This window comes from Microbulbifer sp. S227A (assembly GCF_049800935.1).
Genome location: NZ_JBNAFZ010000008.1, coordinates 36,691 through 50,764, shown reverse-complemented (window position 1 = coordinate 50,764; position 14,074 = coordinate 36,691). Strand labels below are relative to the sequence as shown.

The following is a 14,074-nucleotide window of genomic DNA, read 5'->3' as shown; positions in this document are numbered from 1 at the left end:
TGCACCGAACCCAGGAGATTGCCCGATGACCAAACTGACCCGTCGCGCCGCATTGGCCGGGGCTGCTGCGCTGCCCTTGGCCACCGCCGCCACCCGGACCCGTGCCGCCGCCCCGATGATGGGGGCCGCCGACGCCCCCTACAAGCGCTTCAAGCTGGGAGAGTTCGAAGTCACCACCATCCTTGCCGGTACCCGTGCGGTTCCGGATCCCCAGGCGATCTTTGGCATGAACGTGTCCCCCGAAGCTTTCAAGGAAGCCTCGGACGCGGCGCATCTTCCGATCGACCAGGCGCAGTTCTTTTTCACCCCCACCATCGTCAACACCGGATCGGAACTTGTGCTGTTTGACACCGGCCTGTCGGCAGAGGGCACAACCGCCGCGCTTGCCGCCGCCGGGTATTCGCCCGACATGGTGGATGTTGTCGTCATCACCCACATGCATGGCGACCATATCGGCGGCGTGATGAACGGTGACGCCCCGACCTATCCCAATGCCCGCTATGTCACCGGATCGACCGAATTCGACGCCTGGAGCGCCATGGGCAACGAAACATTTGATGCCAAGATGAAGCCCCTGGCCGAACAGACCACCTTTCTGGCCGACGGCGGAGACGTGACCGGCGGCATCACCGCGATGCAGGCTTTTGGCCACACCCCCGGACACATGACCTATCTGCTGGACAGCGGCGGCAAGCAATTGCTGATCGGCGCGGATTTCACCAACCATTATGTCTGGTCGCTCGCCTATCCGGATTGGGAAGTGAAATTCGACATGGACAAGGAAATGGCCGCGCAGACCCGGCGCAAGCTCCTCGGGATGCTGGCCGCCGACGGGGTTCCGATGATCGGCTACCACATGCCATGGCCCGCTATCGGCTATGTGGAAACGCGCGGCGATGGGTTCCACTATGTGCCGCACAGCTATCAATTGATGCTGTGATCCCGCCTGTGGCGGGCCTGTCCGGGTCCGCCACCCACGATTCGCGCCGCATCTTCAATTCGCGGCGATCCCGCGCCATATGATGCGCATGACCATGCCTCCAACCCTCGATCATTTCGAAACCGTGGCCCGCGCTACGGTCGATACGCTTCCGGACCCGTTTCGCGACCCGGCGCGGGACGTGGCGCTTTGCGTAGCGGACAGGCCATCGCAGCAGATGCTGCGCGATCTCGGGATGAGCGACCCCCTGCTCCTGACCGGCTTGTACGAAGGCACCCCGATGACCATGAAATCGGTCTGGGACCAACCGGCGCAGCCCGATACCGTGTGGCTGTTTCGTGAACCGATCCTCGCGGAATGGCGCGACCGGCGATCCGTGCCGCTCGACACGTTGATCGCGCATGTCACGATCCACGAATTTGCCCACCATTTCGGCTGGTCCGATGACGACATCGCGCGGATTGACCGCTGGTGGGAATGATCAGCTTGGATCGCGCCAGCGATTGACGATCGGATAGCGCCGGTCAAGCCAGAACGCCCCCTTGGTCAGGCGCGGCCCCGGTGCGGACTGGAACCGCTTGTATTCGCTGATGTAAATCAGCCGCTCGACCTTTTGCGCGATGGCCCGGTCAAACCCGGCGGCGACACAATCGGCAATCGACCCGTCCCTGTCCACGAGGATGTCCAGCATCGCATCGAGATCCGGATAATCCGGTAGGCTGTCGCTGTCTTTCTGGTCTTCGCGCAGTTCCGCCGAGGGCGGTTTGTCGATCACGTTGGGGCGGATCACCTCGCCCGCCGGTCCCATCATCCAGTCGCGATGATTGGCATTGCGCCAGCGGCAGGTTTCGAACACCCGGGTCTTGTAGAGATCCTTGATCGGGTTATAGCCCCCCGCCATGTCGCCATAGATGGTGGCATAACCGACCGCCACTTCGGACTTGTTACCGGTGGTCAGCAGCATTTCGCCGAACTTGTTGCTCATCGCCATGAGCAGCAGCCCGCGCAGGCGGGACTGGATGTTTTCTTCGGTCAACCCCGGCTCGGTGCCTTCGAAAAACGGCGCGAGCGTGTTGGTGATCGCGGCGCGCCCCTCGCTGATGGGAAGATAGTCATAGCGACACCCAAGCGCCCTGGCGACGGCCTCGGCATCCGCAAGGCTCTCGGCGCTGGTATATTCCGAGGGCAGCATCACACAGCGCACGTTCTGCGGGCCCAGCGCATCGGCGGCAATGGTCGCGACAATGGCGCTGTCAACGCCGCCGGACAGCCCCAGCAGAACCTTGGAAAAGCCCGACTTGGCCATGTAATCGCGCAGGCCGGTGACCATCACGCGATAATCCTGTTCGTATGCGTCGGGATGCGAATGCTCGACACCGGGCACGATGCGCCATCCGGCGTCGGAACGCTCAAGGTCCAGATGGGTGATCGCCTCATCAAACAGCGGCATCTGCAAGGCCAGTTCGCCACCGGGGTTCAGCGCAAAGCTGCCGCCGTCAAAGACCTGGTCATCCTGCCCGCCCACCATGTTGAGATAGATCAGCGGCAAACCGGTTTCGACGACGCGGGCCACCATGTGATTCAGCCGTGTTTCGAACTTGTTGCGGTAATAGGGCGACCCGTTGGGGATGAGCAGGAACTCGGCCCCGGTTTCCGCCAGCGTCTCGGCCACGTCCTCGTGCCAGGCATCCTCGCAGATCGGCGAGCCGATCCGCACATTGCCGACCGCATAGGGTCCGCCAAGCGGCCCGGTGTCGAATATGCGCACCTCGTCAAACACCGTTTCGTTGGGCAGGTGATGCTTGAACACGGTGCTGACAACCTGGCCACCCCGCAGGATCAGGTAGCTGTTGAAGAGCTCGGTCCCTTCGACCCATGGTCCGCCGATCGCCATGGCCGGCCCACCGGCGCAGTCGGCGGCCAGCTGGCGGACCGCCTCAATCGCCGCCGTGTGAAAGGCCGGCTTCATCACCAGATCCTGCGCATTGTAGCCGGTGATGAACATTTCCGGCAGCGCCACGAGGTCGGCCCCCGCCTCGCGCCCCTGTTCCCATGCGGCACGCGCCTTGTCGGCATTGCCGGCCAGATCGCCGACAACCGGGTTGAGTTGCGCCAGAGTTATGCGAAATCGGTCAGCCATACTGCCCTCGTGCCCAGAACCATCCCCTGCCATTTAGCAGATCATCGCCCGAGTGAAAGGGAGCAGCGGCAAAAGACATTGCTCAATCCGGCATGCTCGCCTAATTTCGGCCCACAGGGCGCAGAAGCCGCCAGCACATCGGGCAACAGGGCATCTCATGACATTTCCGACCGTATTTCGCCGATCTTCAGCGACCGCATCCGCAATGCTGGCCCTGATGATGGTCCTGTCCCCCGCTGGCCCGGCGCTGGCGCAGAGCGATCAGGTCCTGATCAAGCAGGACGATATCGGCGGCGTCTACGAAGGGACTTTTCGCGGCGGGCTGCAACACGGCACCGGCACCTATACCCTGCCCAACGGCTATGAATACACCGGCGACTGGGTTGATGGCGAGATCACCGGCTCGGGCATCGCGCATTTCCCCGATGGCTCGGTTTATGAAGGGGAATTCGCCAAGGGCAAGCCGCAGGGTACAGGAAAAATCGTCTTTGCCGATGGCGGCACCTATGAGGGCGAATGGGCCGATGGGGCGATCAACGGGAGCGGTGTCGCGGTCTATGCCAATGGCGTGCGCTATGAGGGCACGTTTCGCGACGCGCAGCATCACGGCACCGGCACCATGCAGGATCCCGAGGGATATGAATATGTCGGGGCCTGGGTTGACGGGGTCAAACAGGGCACGGGCGTGATCACATACGCGGATGGCGCGGTCTATGAGGGAGAGTTGCTTGCTGGCAAGCGCTCGGGCAACGGCAAGCTGACCCTGCCCGACGGGCTGGTCTATGAGGGCGAATGGAAAAACGGCCAGTTCGATGGCTCAGGCACGCTCGTGCAGCCCAATGGAGACACCTATTCCGGTCAGTTCGTGGGTGGCCGCCGGCAGGGCAAAGGGCGCGTCGACTATGCCAATGGCGACAGCTACGAGGGTGATTTCGCCGAGGATCACCGCGACGGCACCGGCACGTTCACCGGTTCGGACGGCTATGTGTATGCGGGCACATGGGCGGCCGGGAAAATCGCCGGCAATGGCCGGGTGACCTATCCTGACGGGTCGATCTATGTGGGCGAGTTCAGCGACGATCTCGCGGATGGCATCGGCACGATCACCTATCCCGACGGGTCATCCTATGAAGGCAGCTGGGTGGCCGGGGTCATCGAGGGAAGCGGCACCGCGACCTATCCCAACGGCGTGGTTTACGCGGGCGAATTCAAGAACGCGCTGAACCACGGCAGCGGCGTCATGACCTATTCGGACGGCTATCGCTATGAAGGCGGCTGGGTGGATGGCCAGCGGCAGGGCACCGGCAAGGCGACCTATGCGGATGGTTCGGTCTATGAGGGCGCGTTCGACAAGGGCGCGCGCCACGGCACCGGCAAGATCGTGATGCAAAACGGCTTTACCTATGAGGGCGACTGGACATCGGGCGCGATCACCGGCAGCGGACGCGCCACCTATTCCAACGGCGATGTCTACGAGGGCCAATTCCTCGGCGGCAAGCGCCACGGCGAAGGCACAATGCGCTATGCCAGCGGTCAGCAGGAAAGCGGCGAATGGGAAAACGGCGCGCTGAAACCCCAGGCCACGGCAACGCAGGAGTAATCCGCCCCGCGCCGCCCCGTCCGGTCACAGCCCGGCCCCGCCCCACGGCGGACGCAAAAACAGCCTTTTCATTTTCAGCCGGGCCGATATAACCTGTGCCCATGACACATGACGCACATATCCGTTTCGCTCCCGCCCCCGGCGGTGCGTCGCTGTGCGGCCTACTGATCCTAACGCGCCTCTGAGCGTGCCATTCGGCGCGCCCGCTCAGAGGATGCAGCCTGCGCGCCATTGGCTTTAGGACAGATACGAAAGAACCCGACATGACACAGACAACTGACAAAGATCGCGTCTTGATCTTCGATACCACCTTGCGCGATGGCGAACAGAGCCCGGGCGCGACCATGACCCATGCGGAAAAGCTTGAAATCGCGGGATTGCTCGACGAGATGGGCGTCGACATCATCGAGGCCGGTTTCCCGATCGCCTCCGAGGGCGATTTCAAGGCGGTCAGCGAAATCGCGGCAAACGCCCGCAACAGCGTGATCTGCGGCCTTGCCCGCGCCAATATCGGCGATATCGACCGCTGCTGGGAGGCCGTCAGGAACGCGGCGCGGCCCCGCATTCACACGTTCATCGGCACCTCGCCGCTGCATCGCGCCATTCCGAACCTCACGCAGGATGAAATGGCCGACCGGATCCACGAAACCGTGACCCATGCGCGCAACCTCTGTGACAACGTGCAATGGTCGCCGATGGATGCCACCCGCACCGAATGGGATTACCTCAAACGCGTTGTCGAAATCGCCATCAAGGCCGGTGCCAGCACCATCAACATCCCCGACACCGTGGGCTATACCGCGCCGGCGGAAAGCGCCGACCTGATCAAGCGGCTGATCGCCGAGGTGCCGGGGGCCGACGAGGTGATCTTTGCCACCCATTGCCACAACGACCTTGGCATGGCGACCGCCAACAGCCTTGCCGCCGTGGCCGGTGGTGCCCGCCAGATCGAATGCACGATCAACGGCCTGGGCGAACGTGCGGGCAACACGGCGCTCGAAGAGGTGGTGATGGCGTTGAAGGTCCGCTACGACATCATGCCCTGGCGCACCGGGATCGACACCAGCAAGATCATGAATATCAGCCGCCGCGTCGCCACCGTCAGCGGCTTTGCGGTGCAGTTCAACAAGGCCATCGTCGGCAAGAACGCCTTTGCGCATGAATCCGGCATTCACCAGGACGGGATGCTCAAGAACCCCGAGAATTTCGAGATCATGCGCCCCGAGGACGTGGGGTTGACCGAGTCAAACCTTGTCATGGGCAAGCATTCGGGCCGCGCCGCGCTGCGCGACAAGCTCGAACAGCTTGGGTTCGAAGTGGGCGACAACCAGCTCAAGGATCTGTTCGTGCGGTTCAAGGAACTTGCCGACCGCAAGAAAGAAGTGTTCGACGATGACATCGTCGCGCTGATGCGGGCGGGCGAAGATCCCGAGAACGACCATCTGCAAATCGTGTCGATGAAAGTGGTCTGTGGCACCGGCGGCCCCGCCGAGGCGACCATCGAGATGGAAATCGACGGCAAGGATGTTACGGCCACTGCCCATGGTGACGGACCTGTCGATGCCTCGTTCAAGGCCATTCGCGAATTGTTCCCCAACGCCGCGCAACTGCAACTCTACCAGGTTCACGCCGTGACCGCGGGCACCGACGCCCAGGCAACCGTCTCGGTTCGTCTGGAAGAGGACGGGATGATCTCGACCGGGCAATCGGCCAATACCGATACCGTGGTCGCCAGCGCCAAGGCCTATGTCAACGCGCTCAACCGGCTGATCACCCGGCGCGAGAAATCCGCGCCCGGCAGCGATGTCCGCGAGATCAGCTACAAGGACGTGTCCTGACGCGGGCACACGGAAAGCTGTCCCGATCGGCGCGCGCGGGATCGTTCGTGCGCGCCTCCCCTGTCAGCGGCCAAAGGCGGTGTTGGCCACCCAGCTGCGCTTTTGCCCGGCCGGGCCGGCCTTCATCATCAGACAGGAGGTGCCGGCATTCTGATAATAGAGGATGCTGAGGTCATACCAACCCGCCACCGGTGCCTCGACCTGGGTTACCACGGTGCCTTCGCAGCCCTGGATACCCGAGAAATACCCGACCTTCTGACCGCCGATATAGGCATCCAGACCGTCATTGGTGAACATCTCGATGTCATAGACCCCGGGCGCATCAAAGCGGTAATAGCCCTTGATCCTGGCGGCGAAATACCACGGTTGCGTTGCGGTCAGGTTAAGCTCGCCGAATTCCTTTTCGCGATAGTCCAGCCCGCGCAACGGTTGCCCGCGCTGCGGGTTCGCATCATGGATTTGCCTGGCCCGCGACAATGTCTTGAATTTGGTTTCCGAATAGCCATAGGTCACGTTTAGCCCGCTCTTGACCGACGAGGGTTGCGGCTTGGCGGGCGTCAACTTCAGCGGCGCCGCGACGGCAGCCGTGCAGAACAGCCCCAGCACCAAGGTCGTGCCGATCAGAAATCTGAACATGGTGGTCTCCTTGTTGTCGGCACGGGTCTGTTGCCCGGTCCGGTTTTGCGCCCGAGTCTAGAACCGCCATGTAAATGCGACAAGCCCGTCATTGCCGGGATGCAAGGGCACGTGGCGGCAACCGAACCGTCATATTGCCGGAAAACCCCGTGCTTTTCATGGCTTGCCCGATCTGCACCCTGCCCCCGCCTTGCGCGGCGTCATCGCCCGAACGGGCAATAATGCGCTGATCGGCGGGAATTCGGACCTTTCGCACAAACCGGCACGGGCATATAAGATGCACGGCTTGGCTCGCTGCGAGTCGCGGGCCCAATCTACAGTAACCTACAGGACCACGTGCATGTCGATCTTCGGTAATTTGGGCGGCATCTTTGCCTCGGACATGGCGATCGACCTCGGAACGGCCAACACGCTGGTCTATGTCAAGGGGCGGGGCATCATCCTGAGCGAACCCTCGGTGGTCGCCTATCACGTCAAGGATGGCGTCAAGCGGGTGCTTGCGGTGGGCGAGGATGCCAAGCTGATGCTGGGCCGGACCCCCGGTTCCATCGAGGCGATCCGCCCGATGCGTGAAGGGGTCATCGCGGATTTCGACACCGCCGAAGAGATGATCAAGCACTTTATCCGCAAGGTTCACCGCCGTTCGACCTTTTCCAAACCCAAGGTCATCGTCTGTGTGCCCCACGGTGCGACGCCGGTGGAAAAACGCGCGATTCGCACCTCGGTGCTGAGCGCCGGGGCGCGCAAGGCGGGGTTGATCGCGGAGCCGATCGCGGCGGCCATCGGGGCCGGGATGCCGATCACCGATCCCACCGGCAACATGGTCGTGGATATTGGCGGCGGCACCACCGAAGTCGCGGTGCTGAGCCTTGGCGACATCGTCTATGCCCGCTCGATCCGGGTCGGGGGCGACCGCATGGACGAGGCGATCATCGCCTATCTGCGCCGCCAGCAGAACCTGCTGATCGGGGAAAGCACCGCCGAGCGGATCAAGACCAGCATCGGCAGCGCCCGGATGCCCGATGACGGGCGCGGCGCGTCGATGCAAATTCGCGGCCGTGACCTGCTGAACGGTGTTCCGCGCGAACTCGAAGTCAGCCAGGCGCAGGTTGCCGAAGCCCTGTCCGAACCGGTGCAGCAAATCTGCGAAGCGGTGATGACCGCGCTGGAAACGACACCGCCCGACCTGGCCGCCGATATCGTCGACCGGGGCGTGATGCTGACCGGCGGCGGGGCGCTGCTGGGCGATCTCGACCTGGCACTGCGCGAGCAGACCGGGCTGGCTGTGTCGATTGCCGATGAAAGCCTGAACTGTGTTGCCCTGGGCACCGGCAAGGCGCTGGAGTTCGAAAAACAACTGCGACACGCGATTGACTACGACAGCTAGGGCGCGCACCCTCGCCTAGCATGGATTGCCGGTGCCCCGCGCGCCGCAAATGAGGTTCCGTTGGCCAAGGACCGTTCACAACGCGACGACTATACGACCCCGCTGCGCCGGCTATTGCTGGGGGTGCTGTGCCTGTGCCTACTGGCAATTTTCCTCGTCTGGCGGATCGACAGCCCGCGGGTCGAACGGTTTCGCGCCCAGGTCACCGACAAGGTCGTGCCCAACATGAGCTGGGCAATGGTTCCTGTCACCGGCGCCATCAACCTGATCCGCGATTTCCAGAGCTACCAGCGGCTGGCCGAGCAAAACCGCGACCTGCGCGACGAGTTGCGGCAGATGCAGGCCTGGAAGGAAGCGGCGCTGCAACTGGAACAGGAAAACGCCCGGCTCCTCGATCTCAGTAATGTCCGCCTCGACCCGCGGCTGACCTATATCACCGGCGTCGTGATGGCGGATTCCGGATCTCCGTTCCGGCAATCCGTGTTGCTGAATGTCGGGGCGCGCGACGGTATCGTCGATGGCTGGGCGGCGATGGACGGCATCGGCCTCGTGGGGCGCATTTCCGGTACCGGCGAGGCAACGTCGCGGGTCATCCTGCTGACCGACGCGGCAAGCGCCGTCCCCGCAACCATCCAGCCCTCGGGCCAGGGCGCGCTGGTGGCCGGTGACAACTCGGCCGCACCCATTCTGGATTTCCTCGAAAATACCGACCTCGTGCGCCCCGGCGACCGGGTGATCAGCTCGGCCGATGGCGGGGTGTTCCCGGCGGGCCTGTTGATCGGTCAGGTCGCCGCCGACCCTTCCGGGCGGCTGCGCGTCCGGCTGGCGGCGGATTACGAGCGGCTCGAATTCCTGCGGGTGCTGCGCCATCACGGGACCGAGGCGATATCGGATCCGGGCAATATCGTCGCCCCGCTTGCCCCCCGTGACACGGCACAATCGGAACCGGCAGGCGATGAGTGACATGTCGCTCTCGCATACATGGGCCATGCGCCTGTGGTTCATCGCCCTGTGCGCGCTGATCGTGTTTTTCCACCTGATCCCGCTGGACACCACGCCACGCAACTGGGCACCGCCCGATCTGCTGATCGCCTTTACCCTCGCATGGGTGCTGCGCCGTCCGGATTATGTGCCCCCGCTCAGCGTGGCGGCGGTTATCCTGATGGCGGACCTGCTGTTTCAGCGCCCCCCGGGGCTAATGGCGCTGCTGGTGGTTCTGGGCTGCGAATTCCTCAAGAGTCGCTCCAACAGCCATGGCGAAACCAGCTTTGTGGTGGAATGGTTCAATGTCTGCGTGGTCATCGCCGGCATCACCGTGCTGGACCGGCTCATTCTGACGATGACGCTGGTGGACAGGGCGCCGCTGTCGCTGCATCTTGTTCAAATGGTCCTCACCATGGCCGCATATCCGCTGGTGGCCTTCGTGACCCAGACCGTTATGGGCGTGCGCAAGCTGTCGCCCGGCAATTCCGACGCACTGGGGAGCCGCTGATGCGACGCAATCCGAGGGAACTTGAGTCGACCCACCGCCAGATGAGCCGCAGAACGCTGGTTCTCGGCGGGGCGCAGCTGGCGCTCATCGGGACGCTGGGGATGCGGATGCGCTATATGCAGGTGGATCAGGCCGACCAGTTCCGCCTGCTGGCCGAGGAAAACCGCGTCAATATCCGCCTGCTGCCACCGGCGCGGGGCGAATTGTTCGACCGCAATGGCGAACAGCTGGCCCATAACTCGCCCAGCTACCGGATCATCATCGTCCCCGAGGATGCGGGCGACGTGGAAAAGGTGATTGCCGACCTGTCCCAACTCGTGGAGCTGGACGAGGAAGACCTGAACAAGGCGCTGACCGAAATGCGGCGCAGCCCGCCCTTTCTGCCGATCACCCTCGCCGACCAGGTCAGCTGGCAGGACATCAGCAAGATCGCGGTCAATGCCCCGGCCCTGCCCGGCATCACGCCCGAAGTCGGCTTGACCCGCGTCTACCCGCGCCGCGCGGATCTGGCGCATGTGATCGGCTATGTCGGCCCGGTCAGCGACTATGACCTGAAACAGATCGACGATCCCGAACCGGTGCTGCTGATCCCGCGATTCCAGATCGGCAAGGTCGGGCTCGAAGCCAAGCGCGAAGACGTGCTGCGCGGCAAGGCCGGGGCCAAGCGGGTCGAGGTCAATGCCACCGGGCGCGTGATGCGCGAACTGGACCGGCAAGAGGGCCAATCGGGTGCCGACCTGCAACTGACCGTCGACGCCGACCTGCAAGGCTATGTGCAGGCACGTCTGGGCACCGAAAGCGCCGCCGCCGTGGTGATCGATTGCGAAACCGGCGATCTGCGGGCGATCTGCTCGTCGCCGAGCTTTGATCCCAATCTCTTCGTGCGGGGAATTTCGGTGGCCGATTATCGCGGTCTCACCGAAGACCCCTATCGCCCGCTGGCCAACAAGACGGTGCAGGGCACCTACCCGCCCGGCTCGACCTTCAAGATGATCACGGCGCTGGCCGCGCTCGAAGAAGGGTTGGTCGGTGCCGGGGAAACCGTCTGGTGTCCGGGGCATCTCGAAGTGTCCGGCCGGCGGTTCCATTGCTGGAAACGCGGCGGGCACGGGCATGTGGACCTGAATGCCTCGCTGATGCAAAGCTGCGACGTCTATTACTATGACGTTGCAATCAAGGTCGGCATCGACAAGATTTCCGCCATGGCCAAACGCTTTGGACTCGGGGTACGGCACGACATTCCGATGTCGGCGGTCGCCGAGGGGCTGGCCCCCGACCGGGCATGGAAAGAACGGGTTCACAACGATGTCTGGCGGATCGGCGACACCGCCAACTCGTCGATCGGCCAGGGCTATATGCTGGCCTCGCCGCTTCAGCTTGCGGTGATGTCGGCGCGGCTGGCAACCGGACGTGCGGTGACGCCGCGCCTGGTCAAGAAGATCAACGGCATCGAGCAACCCAGCGGCGCCGGCGACTCGCTCGGCATGAACGAAAACCACCTGCGGCAGGTGCGGCGCGGCATGTATGACGTGTGCAACAGCCGCCGGGGCACCGCCTATCGCAGCCGCATCATCGAAGACGCCTATCGCATGGCCGGCAAGACCGGCACCAGCCAGGTGCGCAACATCACCAAGGCCGAACGCGCGGCGGGCGTGATTCATAACCGCGACCTGCCATGGGAACGGCGCGACCACGCGCTCTATGTGTGTTTCGCGCCCTATGACAACCCGCGCTATGCGGTGTCTGTCATCGTCGAACATGGCGGCGGCGGATCGACCGCCGCGGCCCCGATTGCCCGCGACGTGATGTTGCAGGCCCTCTATGGCGACACCCCGCCCCTGTCGGCCTATCCCGCCGGCGATCGCAGCAAGATCAAGGCCCAGCAAGAGCGCCTGCACCGCGATTACCCCGGTGTCAGCGCCCCGGTGAGCGACCGCGCATGAGTTATCTCGAGCATAACGTCAAATCGACACCGACCGGCCCGCGCAAGATGCTGCACATGAACTGGCCGCTGACGCTGCTGTTGATCAGCGTCGCCAGCGTCGGATTCCTGATGCTCTATTCGGTTGCCGGCGGCTCGTTCAGCCCCTGGGCGGAACCCCAGATCAAGCGGTTCGCGCTTGGCTTTGCGGTCATGGTGATCGTGGCGATGGTGCCGATCTGGTTCTGGCGCAACATGTCGGTGCTTGCCTATCTGGTTGGGGTCGTGCTGCTGGTGCTGGTGGCGACAATCGGCGAAGAGGGCAAGGGCGCGCAGCGCTGGATCAACCTCGGCTTCATGCGCCTGCAACCGTCCGAATTGATGAAGATCTCGCTGGTGATGGTACTGGCCGCCTATTACGATTGGCTGCCCGCCAAGAAAACCTCACACCCGTTCTGGGTGATGATCCCGGTGGCGTTGATCCTGCTGCCGACGGCGCTGGTCTTGAAACAGCCCGACCTTGGCACCTCGATCCTGCTGCTGACGGCGGGGGGCGGGCTGATGTTTCTGGCCGGTGTACACTGGGCCTATTTCGCGGCCGTCATCGCCGCCGGCGTCGGCCTGGTCACCGCCGTGTTCGAAAGCCGTGGCACCGAATGGCAATTGCTCAAGAATTACCAATACCGCCGCATCGATACCTTTCTCGATCCCTCAAGCGACCCGCTGGGGGCCGGGTATCACATCACCCAATCCAAGATCGCCCTGGGCTCGGGCGGCTGGACCGGGCGGGGTTTCATGCAGGGTACGCAATCACGCCTGAACTTCCTGCCCGAGAAACACACCGATTTCATCTTTACCACGCTGGCCGAAGAGTTCGGCTTTGTCGGCGGGTTTTCCCTGCTGACGCTCTATGCGCTGATCATCGTGTTCTGTGTCTACACCGCACTGGCCACGCGCGACCGGTTTTCTTCGCTGGTGACGCTGGGGATCGGGCTCAATTTCTTCCTGTTCTTCGCGGTGAACATGTCGATGGTCATGGGGCTTGCCCCGGTTGTCGGCGTGCCCCTGCCCATGGTCAGTTATGGCGGTTCGGCCATGCTGGTCCTGATGGTCGCCTTCGGGCTGGTTCACAGCGCCCATATCCATCGCCCACGCCAACAAAGACGGTAACACATTGACCATCAACATTCTCTTCGCCGCCAAAACCGAACGCTGGGACAGCTATGAAGGGCCGCTGACCAAAGCCCTGACCCAGGCGCTGTCGCAGACCGGGATCGACTTTGACCTGCGCACCGATTTCGCGCCCGCCGAGGTCGATTACATCATCTATGCGCCCAACAGCCCGGTTCAGGATTTCCGCCCCTATACGCGGCTCAAGGCGGTTCATAACCTCTGGGCCGGGGTCGAGGGCGTGGTGCATAACGATACCCTGACCGTGCCGCTGACCCGGATGGTCGATCACGGGCTGACACAGGGCATGGTCGAATGGGTCACCGGGCACGTGTTGCGGCATCACCTGGGGATGGATGCCCATATCCACGGACAGGACGGGCAATGGCGCAGCGACGTGCCACCGCTCGCCGAGGACCGCCCGGTCACCATCCTGGGCATGGGCGCGCTTGGACAGGCCTGCGCCGCCGCGCTGACCGGTCTCGGGTTTCCCGTCAGCGGCTGGAGCCGCAGCGCCAAGACCGTGCCGCAGGTTGCCACCCATCATGGCTATGACGGGTTGCAGACCGCGCTTTCAACCGCGCAGATCCTCGTTCTGCTGCTGCCCGACACGCCGGTCACGACCGACATCCTGAACGCCGACACGCTTGCCGAATTGCCGCGCGGCGCAGTGGTGATCAATCCGGGACGCGGCCCGTTGATCGACGACACGGCGCTGGTCGCCGCACTTGACAGCGGACAGCTGAGCCATGCGACACTCGACGTGTTCCGGGCCGAACCGCTGCCCGCCGATCATCCGTTCTGGGCGCATCCCAACATCACCGTCACGCCGCATATCGCCTCGGCCACGCGCGAGGGCACGGCGAGCCAGACCATTGCCGAGAACATCCGCCGGGGCGAAGCCGGCGAACCGTTCCTGCATGTCGTGGATCGCGCGCTCGGGTACTGAA

The 14,074-nt window shown here is 63.5% G+C and carries 12 protein-coding genes; 10 read left to right on the top strand and 2 right to left on the bottom strand.

Translation table 11 applies throughout. The features are described from left to right. The first annotated feature begins 25 nt into the window (after positions 1-25). A complete protein-coding gene (locus tag ACP15R_RS18250; RefSeq protein ID WP_424987644.1) occupies positions 26-940 on the top strand; it encodes an MBL fold metallo-hydrolase in 915 nt (304 codons plus the stop codon). A gap of 88 nt (positions 941-1,028) precedes the next feature. Beyond that, positions 1,029-1,421 carry a metallopeptidase family protein gene (locus ACP15R_RS18245; RefSeq protein WP_424987643.1) on the top strand — a complete coding sequence of 131 codons (393 nt, stop codon included), beginning with the start codon at positions 1,029-1,031 and terminating at the stop codon, positions 1,419-1,421. Here the strand turns inward: ACP15R_RS18245 and ACP15R_RS18240 are convergent, their stop codons facing one another. Further along, complete coding sequence (locus tag ACP15R_RS18240; RefSeq protein WP_424987642.1) at positions 1,422-3,080, bottom strand: NAD+ synthase; 1,659 nt, start codon at positions 3,078-3,080, stop codon at positions 1,422-1,424. A gap of 157 nt (positions 3,081-3,237) precedes the next feature. Here ACP15R_RS18240 and ACP15R_RS18235 point away from each other — a divergent pair, with 157 nt between their 5' ends. Next, a complete protein-coding gene (locus ACP15R_RS18235) occupies positions 3,238-4,680 on the top strand; it encodes an MORN repeat-containing protein (RefSeq protein ID WP_424987640.1) in 1,443 nt (480 codons plus the stop codon). Between the two features lie 263 nt (positions 4,681-4,943). Beyond that, positions 4,944-6,518, top strand: a complete 1,575-nt coding sequence (locus tag ACP15R_RS18230; RefSeq protein WP_424987639.1) for a 2-isopropylmalate synthase — start codon at positions 4,944-4,946, stop codon at positions 6,516-6,518. Between the two features lie 63 nt (positions 6,519-6,581). On the opposite strand, the gene ACP15R_RS18225 is transcribed toward ACP15R_RS18230, so the two are convergent. Further along, complete coding sequence (locus ACP15R_RS18225; RefSeq protein WP_424987638.1) at positions 6,582-7,154, bottom strand: hypothetical protein; 573 nt, start codon at positions 7,152-7,154, stop codon at positions 6,582-6,584. Positions 7,155-7,500: 346 nt separating this feature from the next. Here ACP15R_RS18225 and ACP15R_RS18220 point away from each other — a divergent pair, with 346 nt between their 5' ends. Genes ACP15R_RS18220 through ACP15R_RS18195 form a run of 6 tightly spaced genes read left to right on the top strand, consistent with a single transcriptional unit; the run spans position 7,501 to position 14,073 of the window. Continuing rightward, positions 7,501-8,541 (top strand): rod shape-determining protein, encoded by a 1,041-nt coding sequence (locus ACP15R_RS18220; protein ID WP_424987875.1) that lies wholly within the window; start codon positions 7,501-7,503, stop codon positions 8,539-8,541. 60 nt (positions 8,542-8,601) lie between these two features. Next, entirely contained in the window at positions 8,602-9,504 is a 903-nt protein-coding gene (gene mreC / locus ACP15R_RS18215; RefSeq protein ID WP_424987636.1) for a rod shape-determining protein MreC, read from the top strand. Between the two features lies 1 nt (position 9,505). Then, positions 9,506-10,033: a hypothetical protein gene (locus tag ACP15R_RS18210; RefSeq protein ID WP_424987634.1), complete on the top strand. Its 528-nt coding sequence runs from the start codon at positions 9,506-9,508 to the stop codon at positions 10,031-10,033. Further along, positions 10,033-11,976, top strand: a complete 1,944-nt coding sequence (mrdA, locus tag ACP15R_RS18205) for a penicillin-binding protein 2 (RefSeq protein ID WP_424987633.1) — start codon at positions 10,033-10,035, stop codon at positions 11,974-11,976. The genes ACP15R_RS18210 and mrdA overlap by 1 nt, the downstream gene beginning before the upstream one ends. Beyond that, on the top strand, positions 11,973-13,124 hold the full coding sequence (gene rodA / locus ACP15R_RS18200) for a rod shape-determining protein RodA (protein ID WP_424987632.1): 1,152 nt from the start codon (positions 11,973-11,975) through the stop codon (positions 13,122-13,124). Before mrdA ends, rodA begins: the two co-directional genes overlap by 4 nt. A gap of 4 nt (positions 13,125-13,128) precedes the next feature. After that, entirely contained in the window at positions 13,129-14,073 is a 945-nt protein-coding gene (locus ACP15R_RS18195) for a 2-hydroxyacid dehydrogenase (RefSeq protein WP_424987631.1), read from the top strand. The last annotated feature ends 1 nt before the right edge of the window (position 14,074 follow it).